Here is an 18,491-nt window from a genome sequence, read left to right as displayed (position 1 = left end):
TATTCTAAAAATTAGGGTTATATAGTTATATCAAGACTATTTTAAAGGAAGTGCTTTTGGACACTTTATAGGTGCAAGGAGTGTATGCAGATGAAGTATAGAGCCCTATTTCTCGATATTGACGGAACGATTATTAGACCGGATGATACGATTGAATGGTCAACCAAAAAGGCCATCCAGGACGTAATGAGTCAGGGGATTGAGGTTATTTTAACGACAGGTAGACCGATTCATGAACTAAAAGAGCTGGCTGAGAAATTAAACGTTCATTCTTCTATCGGGTATAACGGTGCCGCAGCCATCATCCATGGACACAGCTGCTTTAGAAAGCCCATCGAACCACAAAAGGTTGAACAAGTACTGGCCATTGCGGCACGGCACCGGCACGAAATCGCCTTACATACAGGGACAGCCAACTATCTTAGCGATTTGGATTCGCCTGCTGCTAAACAGTTTGTGACTAAATTTGACTATCGAAAAAATGAACTCCTCAGCAGCATTCAAGAGGAGATCGAGGATGTACTGGCCATGACCTTTATTAACATGAGGCCCGCGGATGTCCAATTATATGGGGAGATTGACCGCCTAGTTTTATCTCAGGCCAATGTGGAGGGAATGCAGCATTGCTATGATGTGTTTCGTGACCACGTGAATAAAGGCACTGGGGTAAGCCTGGTCTTAGAACATTTGAACATTCCAAAAGAAATGGCTATTGCCTTTGGCGATGGGTTAAATGATAAGGAAATGCTGCTCAGTGTTGGCGAAAGCTTCGCGATGGGGAATGCCCATCCCGACCTTTTTGCCTATGCCAAAAACAGAACAACTGACGTAATGGATGCCGGCCTATACAATGGCTTGAAAATGATTGGATTGGTAAATTAATGATAAAAACAGCCTGCCATTGCCTGCAGGCTGTTTCCATTTGTTACGCTAGAATTTGTGTTTTGATTTTTTCAAACATCGCGTCTTTACCAATGCCTGTTAACAACGGTACACCATCAATGACCTTACTTTTGATATTTTCTGGTACCAATGTTGTGGAAACAATAATATCGTAATCATTAATGCGGCTTAACTCTTCACTAATTTTTGATTGATATAATTTCACCTTATTTTCTAATCCATTTTCCGCTAACCACGTTTTCACTTTTCCTGTCACGATTGTTGAAGTTGCAATTCCAGTTCCGCACATAATCAATAATTTTTTCACTTTTCATCATCCTTTTATCGTAGTTTGGTTTGTTTGTCCATAGGACGTTTTATAAAAATGGTTGCAAGAGGCAATGACCTCTTTGCTTAGCGGCATGAGATCAGGCTCATGCAAGGTTGCATAATGAGCATATTCTGCTGTTTCCTCTAAAATAACAGCCGCCTTCAATGCATGCTCGATATCTTTTCCTACCGTGAACACCCCGTGACTTCGAAGCAATACGGCAGGTGAATCGCCAATATGGTCAATGATTTGTTTCCCTACTTCTTCCTCACCAATAGCCGCAAAGTCTGAACACGGAACACGATCCTTAAAGATGTTCGCCGCGGTCGTCGTGTAGGAAGGAAGATCTAACCCCCGAATCGCAAAGCTGGTTGCGAACGGGGAGTGGGTATGGACAATACTATGAATATCATCCCGATGTTTGTATACATATAAATGGCTGGCCGTGTCCACGGATGGCTTTAACTTGCCTTCGATTACCCTGCCATCCAAATCAACGATGACCATATCCTCGGATTTTAAGGCATCAAAGTGAACACCGCTTGGTTTAATGATGACTAGATTACTCTCCCGGTCTCTGAAACTTACATTTCCACTCGTCCATTTAACTAAGTTTAACTCTTTCAGTGCTTTATTTACTTCACAGACTAATTGCTTGAAGTTCTCTAACATTGATTTCACCACCTCCTCTTACTATTAAATGCTAGATTTTAAAGACTAGCGCTCTGATCTTTTCCGAGCTTTGCGTCACGTTTCGGTTTAATTTTGTTTAAGTAGAATAACCCTCCAAAGGCAATCAGACCAATGATGGTGATCCCTGCCCAGCTGAGTACCTTTGCCAATCCGACAAAGATGAATGTCGTCCATACAGCACCATCCACGAGAGCAGAAATGCTTGAATTTCCAGCCATATCAAACTTGGCAGCTAAGGCTGAATCCGTGATTAATGGTGCTGCCCATGAAGCAATTAACAAACCAACGGCCATATAAATGGTTCCGGCGACAACGGTACGGATAATATTCCCTCTGAATACAGGTGTCATTAAGCAGACTAAGAACGGAATGGTGGCTAAGTCTCCAAATGGTAATACCTTATTTCCTGGTAAAATAACGGCTAAGAATAACGTGATTGGCACAATGATTAAGGATGCAGAAAGAACGGCTGGGTGACCAACAGACAAGGCACTATCCATCCCAATATATAAATCACGGCCTGGCATACGCTTTCTGACAAAATCACTTGCTGCCTCGGAAATTGGCGAAAGTCCTTCCATTAAGAGCGATACCATCCGCGGCATTAACATCATAACGGCTCCAGTTTGAACGGCAAGCTGCATGATCTCCGTCACATTATATCCTGCAAGGATTCCGATGACGATACCAATTAACACACCCATAACAGTAGAATCACCGAATATTCCGATTCTTTTTTGGATGGATTCTGGATCAGCTTCTAATTTGTTAAAGCCTGGTATTCTATCAAACACCCAGTTTAATGGTTTCGCCACTAAATAGGATGGCGCGGATGCACCGTGTGGGAAAGTGATATTTGAAAATCCGTAAAATTTGCTGATATCTTTGGCAATCAAGTCCCCAAGGAAGAAAATCACGACCAAGTGAATCGCAATGGTATATAGGCCAAGAGCAAAGTTTCCAGTTAATGCATAGACAAGGGAACCAGTGAAGGCACAGTGCCAATAATCCCAAATGTCCACATCAAGTGTCTTTGTCAGCCCGGTTAACAGTAAGACCACGTTGATTCCAATACCTAATGGAATCGCTAAACTTCCTAACGCTGTACCGTAGGAAATGGCTGCTGCAGCTGGCCAGCCGACATCAATCGTACCTAGGTGGAAGCCGAAATTATCTACCATCGCCTTTGCCGCAGGTCCTAAGCTATTCGTTAACAAACCAATGACGAGGTTCAAACCGACGAAACCAATCCCAACCGTTAACCCTGCTTTAAAGGCCTTCCCTGGTTTGGTCCCTAAAATAAGACCGAAGATAAACAATAGAATGGGCAGCATAACGCTCGCACCAAGATCAACGAACCATTGTAACACTGACATTGTAAAGTCCCCCTTTTATCATTTTTTTCAAGCACAATCCTCTATTCAAGCCCAACCCTGCTTAACAGTCCTTCCAACTGGCACTGATTTTTACAGGCTGCAAATTCTGTTAGTAATGCTTGATCTTGGAAAATTCCCATTAGCCGTTGCAGCATCGTCAGTTGGTCTTCCGCCTTTTTTAAGGCCAGCATGAAGATTAAGGAAACATCTACCTCTTCTTGCCCATTGCCCATCATTTGGAACTTGACGGGATTTTTCAAAGATGCGAAAGCAATTTGCGGTGTAAAGACCTTATCGGCATCTGTATGTGGAATGGCTACCCCATATGGTTCTACCGCTAGTCCTGTTGGAAATGTTTCTTCTCGTTTTATAATTCCTTCTTCAAATGAGGCAGATACAAGCTCTGCTGCCTGTAAAGATTCAGCCATTTGGCGTAATGCATCCTCTCGATCGGTTGCTTCTAGGTCAAAAAAGGTTATTTTTTTATCAAAAAACATGGTGGTTCCCCCTAACAATTCAACAGCCATTCACGATAAACCAGGCATCTGAACTATCGTTTACATCGAGCAGCTTGGAGATCTTTTCTTCATCCTCAGCAAGTTCAACTAGTTGTGCTAGTGCCTTTAAATGACGGTTTTGATTATATATAGCGAGCGGTGTAACGATGGATACCTTATGGCCGTTTGCAAATTCAACAGGTTGTTTTAGAATAAGCATCGCAAACGCATCCGCCATGACTCCTTTTTCAGGTGCACCATGCGGAATCGCCATCTTACTACCTAAGAAACTATAAATCTGCTTGTGATCATTTTCTTCAATTAACATTGTCACATAGGACGGTTTGACGATATTGCTTTTGACAAGCGGTTCGCAGGCGATGGTAATGGCTTCCTGCCATGTTTCCACCTGGTCTCTTAGTTGAATAAATTCACTTGGTAAAAACTGCTGCAATCCGTAGGTGACATTTTTAACCTCTTTCGGCTCATTCTTCTGTCCCTCTTGAAACAGCTTCGACAAAGAGGTGAGTAAGGCCATTTCATCTGTGACAATGGCATTCTCCTTAATGGTCGCTATCAATCTACTAATGTTAATGGTTGCATAACTTTCCTTGTCGATGGTATTGATCACTTGTTTCCGTAAGGACTCTTTTTCGCTTAAGGTCATTAATGGATTGATCAAATACATTGGCTTCTCCGACTGAACCGGGATTGTGCTAAAGACAATCTCGTAATCAAGCGGATATTCTTGGAACTGCCGCAACGAAAGGCTTTCGGCAAAATAAAATTCAGGGAATATTTCCTTTAGCGTTTGCTGCATGATTTTTGAAATGGTCAGCCCATTTGTACAGACAACTAATGCTCGTTTCTTTTTATTCAGTTCTTCCCCTTGTTTAATCAGCTGCCCGGCAAGAAACATCGTGATAAAGGCAATTTCACCGGGTGGGAATGTCTCGCCCATTAGGTTTTCAAGTGGTTCAATCGAGGCGGTAACCATTTCATGCAAGTCCATGTACTCTTCAATCATCTTGGCAGAAAATTGATTTTTAAGGGTTAAATGATATTTGATTCGGTAATAGGCGGGACGCATATGGAGCAATAATTTGTCCAAAATGTCCTCTTTGTCGACAATGAAGAGGCAGGTTTTCTTTTCAAAAAGCTCAATCATACGGCCAATTGCTGTTTTTAAATCCTGAATGCGTTCATTTGTCAGAATATCAGCCGAGCGAACATTGGAGGTAAGCAGCTGCAGGGTCAGCCAGATTCTTTCCGGGATCGGTATTTCCATATCCTCTTTAAGGAGCAGCTTTGATGCTGCATATTCTTCCGTATCTGCCAGCTCGTCTAGACCAACAAAAAAGTCTGCATGGAGAAGATGGCCTTGTTCGATTCTACTAAAGATAAGTTCAATCATATAGGGCAAACTTTCATAGCTTTCATCTGTTAAGTGAATGTTTAATGATTCCTCTATTGATCTTACTTTTTCCTGGGTTGAGGAAATATCTAGGTGTAAAAATTTCTCGAAATAGTGGTGGCCATTAAAAAAGTTTAAAACGGATTTCACGACGACGATTAACAGTTTCCGGATTTGGAACTCGTCACCAATGATGTCATATCCCCCCGACCGGGTATAAACAATGGAAAGGGAGTATTTTTTAATCAATTCTGCTGCTTCCTTTATATCACTAATACCGGTATTTTTACTTACGTTTAAGAGATCAATAATATGGAAGAGAGAAATGCCTTCTCTTTTACCTAATAAGTATAAAATGATTAAAAGTGCTCTTTCTTTTTCAGTTGGAATATATTCTTTCAGATTGCCAGAATGGGAAGTCCCATCTGAAAAGTGGGCAAATATTTTTTTATCGATAATAAAATTCCCGTTTCTACTTTTTGTAATCGGAACTAAATTTTTCGTTTGCAGCCACTGATTAATCTTTTCCAGTGAATAGGCGACTTGTCTTCTGCTTAGGTTAAATTTATCTTCTAGTTCCTTATTTTTTATTTGCGGAGTTCTGATCAATTCATGTAATATATTGACACTTCGATCATCAAGGAACATGACTACAACCTCCTTCTATTTCTATTGTATTTGAAATGTTGCAAAATTTGAAACCGTTTTCAGTCCAACTTTTTACCATTCCCCACTCATTTTGTGTGCAAGTTTGTACTGAGTATTACTTGACAGTCCGATTTCATTTGTTCTATATTATAACATTTGTAAATATCATGATACGTTATGGGGGTTATTTCAATACTTTTTACTTATTTTTTAAAAACAACAGAAACTAGTCAAAAAAATACCCTAAAAAAAAAAACAATGCTCACCCTCATTGAAGGGTGAGCAGAACATTTTTTATACATTTAATATTCCTGATTCCGATGCCACTTCCAGGCATCAGCAATGATTTTTTCTAAATTCCGCTCCGCTTTCCAGCCTAATTCAGAGAAAATTTTATCCGCAGAAGCCACAAGTCTTGCGGGATCACCCGCGCGGCGGTCGGCGATTTCTACATTTGCCTTCACGCCAGTGACTTTTTCACATGTTTCAATAACCTCTTTAACAGAATAACCAAGGCCATTGCCAAGATTATAGACTTCCGTTGATTTCTTGCCTGCCACCAACGCCTGAAGGGCAAGAATATGAGCATGTGCCAAATCCGTGACATGAATGTAATCACGAATACATGTGCCATCCGGTGTATCGTAATCTGCGCCAAAGACAGAAATCTTTTCCCGCTTACCTAGCAGCTGTTGAAGAACAATCGGGATAAGATGGGTTTCCGGATCATGACTTTCGCCAATCCTTGCAGATGCATGGGCCCCGGCCGCATTAAAGTACCGCAAAACCACATACTTCAGCCCATCAGATGCCGCAAGATCCGCAAGAATCTGCTCCACCATTAATTTGGACCGCCCATAAGGATTAATCGGCGTCGTAGCACTTGTCTCATCAATCAACTTAACATCAGGGATTCCATAAGTCGCCGCAGTTGAGGAAAAAATAAACTTTTTCACCTTGAATTTCATCATAACTTTTAATAGTGTAATAGTAGACGCGACATTATTTTGATAATATTTCAAGGGATCCACAACCGACTCCCCGACCAAACTGTAGGCAGCAAAGTGCATCACCGCTTTGATGGGATAGCTTCTAAAAACCATGAGAACATCATCCACATTGCCGAGATCCCCTTTGACAAAGATCGCCCGACTATCAACGGCTGCGCGACGCCCTGTCGAAAGGTTATCGAGTACGACGACCTCTTCTGTTTCAACTAATTCCTTTACCACATGGCTACCAATGTAACCAGCTCCGCCAACGACGAGAATCATAGTCATTTCCCCTTAGCTAGAATTTCATTCACGTCCACCATTATAGCATTTTTCAGAAAAAACAGCTTGTTCCAAGCGTTGACCAATATTACCCAAATAATTAACTATTACGTCCATTCTGACAAGCATCCCAAACTATGCTAAAATTTGGTTGAGACAGGGAAAAAGGATGATATACATGAGATCCATAGGAGATAATTCCATTACCACCCAGGAATTTAATCAATCAAACTACGAGCAATTATATGAAAGAATGAAGCTCATTTCATATATGTTGATCTTCACCTACCCTTGTTTCTTCATTGTCGACTTTGTTTTGTTTAAGAATCTCGATGCTCCCATTTTTAAAATCGGGCTAGCCTCCGTGCACATAACAGGGCTGATTATTTCTATTATTTTTTTAATGCTTTACCGCTTAGATAACCAGAAAGTTTCCAAGAGTATAGTGGTGAACGGCTTTATCCTCCTTTATTTACTAATGGGGGCCGTCTCCGCCATTAACAGTCAGTTATTTACAGGAAACATTTACGCTTATATCATCATTCTATTGGCGGTTGCCGCTATTTTACCCATCCGGCCAAGGAATTTACTTATCCAGTTCGTCACTGTCCACAGTGGCTTCCTGATTGGTTTATTCTTCATACATCCCAATCACTTTTCCTACTTATCAATGCTTATAAACTCGACCGGCACCGTAGTCATTTCGTTCACCATTGCCCTAGCATTCTATTCATTTCGAAAAAATGACTTTTTGAATCAGGCAAGACTGAACCAAAGTGAGGAAAGTTTTCGCAGATTATTTACTGTCAATCCCAATCCTCTCATACTTGCAAAATCAGCCAGTGGTGAGATTGTGCTTTTGAATCAACAGGCCATCGAATACTATCATTTGGATCCGCATCGCACGGAATCCTTTGAGATACGATATTTGTTCCGAACCCTTGATGAACAACACGAGATTTTGAAAAGGCTGGAAGCGGAAAAGAGTATCAGAAACTACCTGACAGAGCAACAAATTACCACGGAACTTAAGAAATGGTCGCTGCTTAATTTTGAATTGGTTGAATACATGGGCGACACGTGTATGTTAATCGATACAACCGATATTACCGATTTGAAAAAGAAGGAAGCAGAACTTCTCGAGCATGCCTCGATAGATATGCTGACCGGTGTCAGAAATCGCCGATGCGGCATCGAGCTGCTTCGCGAACTGCAATCAGCAGGGCCTCGTCAAACGGAATTTATTCTTTGTTATATCGATATAAACAATTTAAAAATTGTCAATGACCGTTATGGACATTCGACTGGGGACGATTTGATTAAAACATGCTGTGAAACGATTAACCTGCACTTAGAGCCACAGGATGTCCTATTCCGCCTAGGTGGTGACGAATTTATTATTATTTTTCTAAAAAAGCAGCTCGCTGACGCAGAGAAGGCATGGGACCACATCAAACTGTCATTTCAGGCTATCAACGACAGCAAACAGAAGCCCTATCAGATTTCGGCTAGTCATGGGTATTACCACTATAAGCCAGATGTTCCGATTACGTTAGAGGAAATGCTGGAATTGGCTGATCAAGATATGTATAAGAACAAGGTCAACTATAAAAGTCAAAAAGCAGAACTAATGCGAAGGTAGACCAGATTCTCGATGAATCCGGTCTTTTTTGTCACCATGTGTCTGGCGGGCGAGACTGCGCGCAAAATAGAATTTTCCCCATAGAATATAGTGTACAACCATTAAAAATGAATGGGAGGAATGATTTATGAAGCTTTATTTAGATCCGGGGCATGGTGGCAAAGACCCCGGCGCCCAAGGTAATGGACTAAACGAGAAAGATATAACGTTAGATATAGCGCTGAAATTACGCTCCATTTTAACCAACAGTTATGAAGATATTGAAATAAAGATGAGTCGCACGACTGATGTCAGTAAAAGCCTGCAGGAGCGGACAAACGAGGCCAACAGTTGGGGCGCAGATTATTTTTTGGCGATTCACATTAACGCTGCCGGCGGTTCTGCCCAAGGATATGAGGACTACATTTATAGCGGTCTCTCTAACACAAGTACAACAACGAAATACCAGGAAATCATCCATCGTGAGGTCATGAAGGTGAATCAGCTAAAGGACCGCGGCCGAAAAAAGGCTAATTTCCACGTTTTACGTGAGTCAGCGATGCCTGCTTTTTTATCAGAAAATGGCTTTATCGACAGCACCCACGATGCCGCCTTACTGAAACAAAACTCCTGGCGTCAAGCTGTAGCCCAGGGGCATGCAAACGGGGTGGGGGCCGCTTTTAATCTAAAAAGAAAAGCAAATAATCCACCAGAACCAACGAATCCGGTGGCTGGAACACTTTACAAGGTGATTGCAGGATCGTTCCAATCAAGGGAAAACGCCAATGAGCGGGTTGCATTCTTGGGTGCGAAAGGAATCAATGCGTTTGTCAATCCTACAATAATCTCTGGAAAGACCTGGTACCGTGTTCAGGCTGGTGCCTATTCAAACCGTGAAAATGCTGAAAAACAAGTAACTGTTCTGAAACAAGTTGGGATTGCGGATGCTTTTCTTATTGCAGAAACTAGCGTCGCTGCTGCAGCAGATTCTATTTTAGGGCCTACCCGTTTATCTGCGGAACAAATGAACTCGTTTGTGAAAACGGTGAATCCTGATGCATTGGAACTTGGAAGTTATTATCAAGACTTCGGAAAGTTTTATGGAATTAGGGGGGACATCGCTTTTGCCCAGGCATTGCATGAAACCAATTATTTCCGTTTTACCGGTGTCGTTCGTTCTGAGCAAAACAACTTTGCAGGGATCGGGGCGATTAATGCTGATCATCCTGGCGCCAGTTTTGCTGACTCCAAAGATGGAGTCCTTGCTCACCTTCAACATTTATTCGCCTATGCTTCGACTGAGCCATTGCCGCCGAAATATCCATTGGTTGATCCGCGGTTTCAATTAGTAAAAAGGGGATCCGCCCCGAAGTGGACTGATTTAAACGGCAAGTGGGCGGTGCCAGGGACAACCTATGGCCAATCGATACTAGATTTATATAAGAGAATGGTGGATGTGACTTTTTAATGAAGGCGTTTTGATTACCCTTTTTCAAGGTTATGAAGGACTCATCCCTTCATCCTTCCCTTTAGTCCTTCATCCCGCTTATGAAGGACTAATCTCTTCATCCATCCTTCACATCTGTCTTTCATCCCCACCGACGAACGATATTCCTTTCGGAACGTTCAACAATAATCGCTATTTTTCAAAGGGGTAGTAGGTCAATAATTGGGCAAAATAAAAATTAGCTATTGAAAAGTCACTTAGAAACGAATAATATAGTAAAGTCATAATAAATCGTTCGTGTTTTGGAGGAACCATCATGTTTAGACTGAAAGAAAATCAAACTAATACAAAAACGGAACTGCTCGCAGGAATCACCACCTTTTTCACCATGGTCTATATCGTGGTCGTAAACCCGGTCATTCTTGCTGATGCCGGCGTTCCATTCGAACAAGTGTTTTCAGCAACAATCATTGCCGCCTTGGTCGGTACACTCTGGATGGGTCTTTTCGCCAATTACCCAATCGCCATCGCACCTGGCATGGGGCTGAACGCCTACTTTGCCTATTCCGTCGTTGGCGGTCATCAAGGGATTAGCTACCAAACAGCCTTTGCTGCCGTCTTCGTTGCAGGTCTTATTTTTGTCATTTTATCGTTAACACCCTTTAGAGAAAAATTAATCGAGGCTATCCCGGATAACCTCAAACACGGAATCACAGCAGGAATCGGGTTATTTATTGCCTTTATCGGCCTGCGCCAAACCAAAATCATCACCGCACACCCATCCAATCTTGTTGGTCTTGGAGACCTGCATTCCCCAGAAGCGATTTTAGCTATCGTTGGGCTTGCGGTCACATTAGTTTTGATGGTGCTAAGAGTGAACGGTGCCTTATTTTTCGGAATGATTGTTACCGGGCTCATCGCCTTCTTTACTGGCGAGCTTTCATTTGATAAAGGAATCATGGCGCTTCCTTCCCTTCCAGAAGGACTAATTGTTGCGAATCCAATCACGGCACTGTCCGATGTCGTTCAGCACAGTCTTTATGCGGTAGTGTTTTCCTTTGTTTTAGTCACCATTTTTGACACAACTGGCACGATGATTGGGGTCGCGAACCAGGCAGGATTAATGAAGGGAGACAAATTACCGCGTGCACGCCAGGCACTGCTATCAGATTCCCTTGGGACAGCGGTCGGCGCCATGTTTGGGACAAGCCCAACAACAGCCTTTATTGAATCTACTTCCGGCGTTGCTGCCGGCGGAAGGACTGGTTTAACTTCTGTTACGGTTGCCGTGCTATTTATCGTATCGGCTTTCTTCGGTCCGCTCGTTAGCGCCGTGTCCGGAATTGCCGCGATTACGGCACCTGCCTTAATCATTGTCGGCAGTCTGATGATGGGGAGCATTGCCAAAATTCGTTGGGACGAGCTCGATGAAGCCTTCCCGGCATTTTTGACCGTCCTCAGTATGCCGCTAACCTCCAGCATTGCAACGGGAATTGCCCTTGGTTTTATCAGTTTTCCACTGTTAAAAATCACAAAAGGGAAATGGCGAGAGGTGCATCCATTACTTTACGTGTTCGCCGTGTTATTCTTTATTCAACTTGCATTTTTGCAGCACTAAAAATGGATAGCGGAAGGCACCCGAAGCTTGACCATCCTCAACGTTTATGAAAAAAGCTCCATCTCATTTAATCGAGATGGAGCTTTTCTTTATGCTGGTGATTCACTCGGCTGCTTTGCCTTTTGAAGCTCCTCCTTAATCAGGATTCCGCCCATTAACCCCATGAGTGAGAACACAACGGGAATAATGAAACCGTAGTGGTATCCGATGCTTGAAGATGGTGGAAACTGGTCTAACACCTTGCCAAAAATAATCGGCAGGAGGACAGCACTCAAGAAGCCGCCCATATTAGCAAAGCCCGAAACGACACCCACTTCTTTCATATCAAAGGACTTCCGCACAACGGCAAACGTTAACGCACTTCCGCCATTTCCGAAACCCATAATTAAAAATATAAGCACAAGCATAAGGTAAGGCGGTTTCCCACTGAAAAGGAGAATCCCTAACCAGCTAAAAAACGCAAATACATGAACAAGCAAATAGGGACGTTTAATCGTATCCAAACGGCTTGAAATCCAGCTCATGAGCGGTGCACCAATAATAGCGCCAAAAAGACCAATCATGATGAGCTGACTCGCATCTGACCGTGACATTCCATACACATGCATCCCGTAAGGAACGGCCCATGAACCGATAAAGCCCACATAGGTACCGACCAAGCCAAAGTGACAGAAGAATGCTGCCCATGCTTGTCGGCTCGTAAAAATACGCTGTAAGATGACCATCGTTTTTTCCTGTGTCTTCTTTGGCTTCCCCTTTAAAGCAGAATCCGAAAATAGCTGCTTAGGTTTTCTCACAAGCACATAGTATAAAAGAATGCCGATTAAAACTAACACGATTCCTGTGGTTAAAAAGGGAGCCCTCCAGCCAAAATGCGCGATCCAAGCCGAAAAAGGAACAGTCGCCAGCAGGAAACCAAAACTCCCGGCCACGCCTGCAAACCCTAGGAGGCCCACAAATTCCCTTACTTTAAACCACTGACTCAAAATAATAACCAAGTTAACCCAAATTGCGGCATCCCCTGTTCCCACCAAAAATCGGGCAACGAGGAGTACAAATTCATTTGGGGCCAGGCTATAAATAAGCGTCCCCAGCCCATTTAGCAGCGCTCCAGCAATTAAAAAGAAATTGGGGCCAAAACGGTCGGATAAAATCCCTATCGGAACCTGCAAACCCGCATAGGCCAAAAATTGTATACTTGTCAGTAAACCGATGGTGGAGGCCGTCAAGCTGAACTCCCCCATCAATTGATCTGAAATTAACCCTGGCGCTGTTCTTTGGCTCACAATTAAGAAATACGCAAACAAAACCGTGCCAAAAACAACCCATCTGTACTTGCTATTTTGTTTTTCCACTATTCTCTACTCCCGTTAGCTGTCATCATTTTTCTATTATAACCTAATTTTTTTCAGATAGATTTTGATTTGCCTCGGAAGCTATGGGATTGCTTTATTCTAAAAAAATTCAGACGGTATATATGATATATTTCACATACATTTCATTTCTGATAATTTAAAATATTAGGAAATAAGAAATCAGGTGAAATAATGGAATTGGTGAAAGATGTAACATTGTTTGATTCATTAAAATTACATGGGGTGGATTTGGTCTTTGGCTGTGTCGACCTTAACCAAGAGATAGGGGTACAAGGTGAACCTTCCTCAGAGCAGGCAAAAGTCCAATATGTTCAATTATTGCATGAGCAAGCTGCGGTCCATGCCGCAGACGGGTATGCCCGGGCCACAGGAAAACCGGGAGTGGTTTTGCTCACCACTGCATCAGGGGTAACGAATGGAATCACCGGAATCGCCACGGCCTTTAGTGACTCCGTGCCGCTGGTCGTTATTGCCGGGGCGTTTTTGATGGACCCTCTTCATGCCGAAGCATTTCAAGAATTATCTATTCAAGGGATCACCATGCCGATTACAAAACACTCTTTTTCAACCAACAGCATGTATGGCCTCTCTGAAGTTCTCCCGGAAGCCTTACGGATTGCGGCAGACGGCAGACCCGGTCCAGTAGTCATTGAATTCAGTGCGAATTCCAGCTTCTCGACAAGTGAAGGCGGAGAACGAGGGAATCGGACTGCAAATCACCGAATAGCCGTGAATAATAAGCGTCTTGAAAAGTCGCTTATGCTTGCTAAAGAGTATATCGAAACAGCTGAGATGCCAGTTGTCTTCATTGGCGGCGGCGTTATTTCCTCTGGTGCGGCAGTTGTGTTAAATGAACTGGTCGAACAGTCGCGCATCCCTGTTGTCAGTTCCTTGATGGGGATTGGTGCAATGGATGCGAAGAATCCACTGTTCCTCGGGATGCTGGGGATGCATGGGACATTTGCTGCTAATAAAGCTGTCCATCATTGCGACTTGTTAATTTGTATTGGGGCCCGTTTTAGTGATCGAGTAACAGGAAAAATCAGCGGATTCTCACCAAAGTCGAAAAAGATTCATGTGGATGTTGACTCGGCTGAAATCAATAAGATCATTCCCGTCGACTTGCCAATTGTCAGCGATGCGAAGGAATTTCTCAGCGGACTGAAGGATCAGTTGGATTTCCCGCGAATTAGGGAGAATTCTGGGCCTTGGACAGCTGAGGTCATTGAATGGAAACGGACGGTCCCGCGCTTTGACAAATCGCGAAGTATTTTAAGTCCACAAACTGTCATCCAATTGCTCAATAGCTATTCGGATAAGGACACCATCGTGGTAACAGATGTTGGCCAGCATCAAATCTGGACCGCCCATCATTATGCGTTTACGAAACCAAGAACCCTTCTCACTTCCGGTGGCTTGGGGACAATGGGCTACGGGCTGCCTGCTGCTATCGGTGCCGCCGCATCTTGCCCGGGTAAATCCGTTATTTGCGTTTCAGGAGACGGCAGCTTTCAAATGAACCTGCAGGAATTGATGACGGCTGTGAAGTATCAATTTCCTATTAAAATTGTCATCTTAAATAACGGTTATCTGGGGATGGTCCGCCAATGGCAGGAGCTATTTTATAACGGCCGCTATTCTTCCGTTAAAATGTCCTCGCCGAATTTCGCTCGGTTAGCCGAGGCATACGGGGTCGCAGGATATAGGGCTGGGTCCGAGAAGGAGGCTAGGAAGGTTATTGCGGCAGCATTTCGTTACAACGGGCCCGCACTGATCGAATTCGACGTCGTCGAAGAAGAAAACGTCTACCCCATCGTCCCGCCCAACCATAGCAACCATCAAATCATTTTGTCACGGTAATAAAGGTGCCTGACATCCCAATGGTGTCAGGCACCCTAAAAACGGCCCCTATCGTTAAGATAAGGGCCGCTTCCATGTTTTAGACCTGTATTAATTTTATCTTCTGACCTGGCTGGAGCAGCGAAAGTAATGGTAGATCAGCTTCCACGACTTTTCCGACTACATTAACACGTTCATCTGCCGCCAAGTCATGAAGTGTGATTTGCACCTCGCCACGGTAGCGCCCATAACGGTCATTATCCCTCGTAACCGTCCCAACAGGCCGAGCGCAAGTATTCGCCGGCACAATTGCCTCAACACTTCTCGTATCCATCAACCGGAGAACATCCCGTGAAAAATCAGGTCGAAGACGAAACTCCCCTTCTTCAAACCCCTCCACTCGAATCGAAACCCGGCGACATGAGTCGAATTCGATTAATCTTTCAAGCAAGTCAACGCTTACTTCCGGATCTCCGATATACACATCCTCAACACCCGCTGCGAATAGCTTCAGCGCCGCCAAATAAGGATCCGCATAACGATGGCCCTCCAAGGTTGGCAGTCCTTCAAACAGTGGACCGCGTTTCTCCCCATCACCAGGAATATAAGCGCTAACCGGTATGCCATACCGCCCAAACAGTTCATTTTGCGCATAAAAAAACGATTCCGCTAAACCCGTTTCCTGACGAGGATAGAAATTATGCCAGGCGAGCAGCTGACTCGCCGCCAAACCGCCATCAAGCAAGGCACGCACATCATCCTCAAACAAAATACTGGCATTCAAGGCAAGCTTAAACTCTTTAGCCAAAGCCAAAATCGTTTCATTCTCAAAAAAGTCATCCAAGCGCAATCCGCTGACCCCTAAGGCACGTAGCTCAACTAGACTAGTTAATCCCAAATGGGCAGGTGTCCGCAGCGATACATCCGCATACACTTCTATTCCAGCCTCTTTAGCCGCCAGCAGCAGTTGTTTCGCGCGGCCCGCTAAATCACCGGACTCCTCCGGAATGTGAAGCGAGGTAAACGCCCGCTTCACACCCATTTTCCCTGCCAGAGCAATTCGCTCTAAAGCTTTAGGATCATTTAAATAGAAGGAAATGCCAATCACTCAAACTCACCGGCCATCTCATCTTTGAAACCGAATAAATAAGTAAACAAGAATCCTGCAACATAAGCAATCAATACCCCTGCTAAATAAAGAAGAACTTGACCACCTACAACAAGGAAAGCAAGTGGTAAACCAGAGACCCCAACAGCGATTGTCGCTACATGGAAGACAGCTTGGAAGGCTCCGCCGACCCCTGCTCCTAAACAAGCCGTTAAGAATGGACGGCCTAGTGGCAATGTAACACCAAAGATTAGCGGTTCACCGATTCCAAGAATTCCGGCAGGAAGACCACCGCCAATGGCTCTCTTTAAACTCTTTTTCTTCGTTTTAAAGTAGATCGCAAACGCTGCTCCGACCTGTGCGGCACCACCCATTGCCAGGATTGGTAATAATGGGTCATCCCCAAGTGTATTGATTAATTCTAGATGGATTGGGGTTAGACCTTGGTGTAAGCCGGTCACCACGAGCGGCAGGAAGGTTGCCCCGAGGACGAAACCTGCTACCACACCACCAACATCAAGTAATGATGTTAATCCTTTTGTAATCACATCTGAAACGAACCCACCAAGCGGCATAAAGACAAGATAAGTAACAATACCAGTAAGCAATAATGAAACCGTTGGTGTAATAAAAAGATCAAGAGATTGTGGTACAAACTTACGAACTCGTTTTTCAACAATCGCAATAAAAATGGCTGCAAATAGAACACCAATTAAGCCGCCTCGTCCAGGAAGCAATTCCGACCCGAACAATTTGATCCCTGCTACAGCGGGGTTAATGATTAAGATACCGGCAATCGCCCCAAGTGCCGGAGAACCGCCGAATTCTCTCGCTGCATTCGTACCAACTAAAATGCCGAGGTAGCCAAATAATCCACCGCCGATGACAGATAAAATGGTAGCCAGTTGGGAATCCCCTGCGAGCCATCCAGCTTGAATGATTGCTTTTGTAATCCCCGTAATTAATCCAGATGCCACGAGGGCCGGGATTAATGGAATGAAAATACTCGAGATTTTTCGTAAAAACAACTTAAATGGTGTGGCATTTTTTTTGTTAATTTCAGCCTTCGTGCTTGCGGCCTTCGCTTTTAAATCAATCCCGCCGGCTGCATCTAGTAATTTGCCAAACTCCTCTGTCACTCTATTTACTTTTCCAGGACCAAGAATGATTTGTAATGTCTCTTCCTCTACAAACCCAAGTACCCCATCAATTTTTTTAATAGCCGCTTTATTCACTTTCGACTCATCGTTTGGTGTCACGCGAAGTCTTGTCATACAATGGGTATAATTGCCGACATTCCCCGCTCCACCTAATTGTTCAAGAATCTTTTCGGCTAATTGTTTATTCTCTCCAGCCATCTAATTTCCCCTTCTCTCTGTTGTATTTATTATTTGAAAAAGTAAGAACGGAATGGTGTCCGCATCACCCCCTGAAATGTTCATCCCGACAAAAACGGGAAGTAAGACCCCACGGATTAAAGTTCCTCTTATTTTCCCTCTTTGATAAACCGAATCGCTTCTCTCGTTTTGTCGATCGAGTGAATCGTTTTTTCATACTGGACGGTTGCCATCGACAAAAATAAAATATCGATTAAATATAACTGCGCGAGCCGCGATGAGGTGGCGGCACTACGGAACGGCGCCTCCCCGGAATAGGCGGTAAACAGCTTAATATCAGCAAGCGACGAGACGGTTGATTGGCCGTATTTCGTTAAACTAATCGTCCTTACGCCCCGTTCTTTTGCCAGTTGCATCACCTTCACAACCTCAACCGTTTCCCCGGAATGCGAGATGGCAAACACGACATCATCCTGATTAGCATTGGCAATTAATGTCGCCACAAGATGTGTATCTGTAAAAGCGGTTGCATTTTTGTGAATGCGCAGGAATTTTTGCTGCGCATCCTTCGCGATAATATTTGAGGCGCCAATGCCAAAAAAATGAACATTTTGCGCAGGCAGCAAGGTGTGAACAGCTCGTTCCAACTCATCATAATTAATCATTTCCTCTGAATCACGGATGCTTTGAATACTATTGCTGGTTGTCTTCTGAACAATGGAGAAAAAGGATTCTTCTGGTTCAATATCCCGATACCCATGCTCGACAGGCTTCACTAAATCCCCGGCAATTCTCACCTTTAAGTCTTGAAACCCAGTCAAGCCAAGGGACTTACAGAGCCTAATAACAGCTGCACCACTCGTGTTTGCTTGGTTCCCAATGTCATTGACTGTACTGTTTAAAATACTTTGCGGATGTTCAAGAATAAACTCCGCAATTTTTCGTTCAGAAGCCGGAAGCTGTTCCAGCATGTTCTGAATCATCTTTAACCCACCAGCTGCCACACAAAACCCACCTTTTCAGCTACTTC

The 18,491-nt window shown here is 43.7% G+C and carries 15 protein-coding genes; 5 read left to right on the top strand and 10 right to left on the bottom strand.

Annotation, left to right across the window (positions count from 1 at the left end; all coding sequences use genetic code 11):
* Positions 1 to 90 precede the first annotated feature (90 nt).
* Complete coding sequence (locus G6554_RS08035; RefSeq protein ID WP_166240549.1) at positions 91 to 882, top strand: HAD family hydrolase; 792 nt, start codon at positions 91 to 93, stop codon at positions 880 to 882.
* A 43-nt stretch (positions 883 to 925) separates the two neighbouring features.
* Here G6554_RS08035 and G6554_RS08030 read toward each other — a convergent pair whose 3' ends face one another.
* The 6 genes from G6554_RS08030 to galE form a co-directional block, all read right to left on the bottom strand.
* Positions 926 to 1,210: a PTS sugar transporter subunit IIB gene (locus G6554_RS08030; RefSeq protein ID WP_166240547.1), complete on the bottom strand. Its 285-nt coding sequence runs from the start codon at positions 1,208 to 1,210 to the stop codon at positions 926 to 928.
* A gap of 6 nt (positions 1,211 to 1,216) precedes the next feature.
* Positions 1,217 to 1,885, bottom strand: coding sequence for an L-ribulose-5-phosphate 4-epimerase (locus G6554_RS08025; RefSeq protein ID WP_166240545.1), 669 nt, complete (start codon positions 1,883 to 1,885; stop codon positions 1,217 to 1,219).
* Positions 1,886 to 1,923: 38 nt separating this feature from the next.
* The gene (locus G6554_RS08020; protein ID WP_166240543.1) at positions 1,924 to 3,282 is read right to left on the bottom strand and encodes a PTS galactitol transporter subunit IIC; all 1,359 of its coding nucleotides are present in this window, start codon (positions 3,280 to 3,282) and stop codon (positions 1,924 to 1,926) included.
* Between the two features lie 41 nt (positions 3,283 to 3,323).
* Positions 3,324 to 3,779: a PTS sugar transporter subunit IIA gene (locus tag G6554_RS08015; protein ID WP_166240541.1), complete on the bottom strand. Its 456-nt coding sequence runs from the start codon at positions 3,777 to 3,779 to the stop codon at positions 3,324 to 3,326.
* 19 nt (positions 3,780 to 3,798) lie between these two features.
* On the bottom strand, positions 3,799 to 5,841 hold the full coding sequence (locus G6554_RS08010; RefSeq protein WP_166240539.1) for a BglG family transcription antiterminator: 2,043 nt from the start codon (positions 5,839 to 5,841) through the stop codon (positions 3,799 to 3,801).
* A gap of 302 nt (positions 5,842 to 6,143) precedes the next feature.
* A complete protein-coding gene (gene galE, locus G6554_RS08005; RefSeq protein ID WP_166240537.1) occupies positions 6,144 to 7,115 on the bottom strand; it encodes a UDP-glucose 4-epimerase GalE in 972 nt (323 codons plus the stop codon).
* A gap of 178 nt (positions 7,116 to 7,293) precedes the next feature.
* Between galE and G6554_RS08000 the strand changes: the two genes are divergently transcribed.
* From G6554_RS08000 to G6554_RS07990, 3 genes are all read left to right on the top strand, one after another.
* Positions 7,294 to 8,757 carry a GGDEF domain-containing protein gene (locus G6554_RS08000; protein WP_166240535.1) on the top strand — a complete coding sequence of 488 codons (1,464 nt, stop codon included), beginning with the start codon at positions 7,294 to 7,296 and terminating at the stop codon, positions 8,755 to 8,757.
* A 127-nt stretch (positions 8,758 to 8,884) separates the two neighbouring features.
* Positions 8,885 to 10,204, top strand: coding sequence for an N-acetylmuramoyl-L-alanine amidase (locus tag G6554_RS07995; RefSeq protein ID WP_166240533.1), 1,320 nt, complete (start codon positions 8,885 to 8,887; stop codon positions 10,202 to 10,204).
* A gap of 295 nt (positions 10,205 to 10,499) precedes the next feature.
* Positions 10,500 to 11,801: an NCS2 family permease gene (locus tag G6554_RS07990; protein ID WP_166240531.1), complete on the top strand. Its 1,302-nt coding sequence runs from the start codon at positions 10,500 to 10,502 to the stop codon at positions 11,799 to 11,801.
* An 89-nt stretch (positions 11,802 to 11,890) separates the two neighbouring features.
* Here the strand turns inward: G6554_RS07990 and G6554_RS07985 are convergent, their stop codons facing one another.
* Complete coding sequence (locus G6554_RS07985) at positions 11,891 to 13,156, bottom strand: MFS transporter (protein ID WP_166240529.1); 1,266 nt, start codon at positions 13,154 to 13,156, stop codon at positions 11,891 to 11,893.
* 192 nt (positions 13,157 to 13,348) lie between these two features.
* Here G6554_RS07985 and ilvB point away from each other — a divergent pair, with 192 nt between their 5' ends.
* Positions 13,349 to 15,037: a biosynthetic-type acetolactate synthase large subunit gene (ilvB, locus tag G6554_RS07980; protein WP_166240527.1), complete on the top strand. Its 1,689-nt coding sequence runs from the start codon at positions 13,349 to 13,351 to the stop codon at positions 15,035 to 15,037.
* A gap of 79 nt (positions 15,038 to 15,116) precedes the next feature.
* Here ilvB and G6554_RS26180 read toward each other — a convergent pair whose 3' ends face one another.
* The 3 genes from G6554_RS26180 to G6554_RS07965 form a co-directional block, all read right to left on the bottom strand.
* Positions 15,117 to 16,124 carry a MupG family TIM beta-alpha barrel fold protein gene (locus tag G6554_RS26180; protein WP_166240525.1) on the bottom strand — a complete coding sequence of 336 codons (1,008 nt, stop codon included), beginning with the start codon at positions 16,122 to 16,124 and terminating at the stop codon, positions 15,117 to 15,119.
* Positions 16,121 to 17,482: a PTS transporter subunit EIIC gene (locus G6554_RS07970; protein WP_166240523.1), complete on the bottom strand. Its 1,362-nt coding sequence runs from the start codon at positions 17,480 to 17,482 to the stop codon at positions 16,121 to 16,123. Before G6554_RS07970 ends, G6554_RS26180 begins: the two co-directional genes overlap by 4 nt.
* Positions 17,483 to 17,610: 128 nt before the next feature.
* Positions 17,611 to 18,465: an SIS domain-containing protein gene (locus tag G6554_RS07965; protein WP_166240521.1), complete on the bottom strand. Its 855-nt coding sequence runs from the start codon at positions 18,463 to 18,465 to the stop codon at positions 17,611 to 17,613.
* Positions 18,466 to 18,491 lie beyond the last annotated feature (26 nt).

This window comes from Bacillus sp. MM2020_4 (assembly GCF_011250555.1).
In the GTDB taxonomy this organism is placed as follows: Bacteria; Bacillota; Bacilli; order Bacillales; family Cytobacillaceae; genus Neobacillus.
This window is presented reverse-complemented; position numbering and strand designations above follow the sequence as displayed.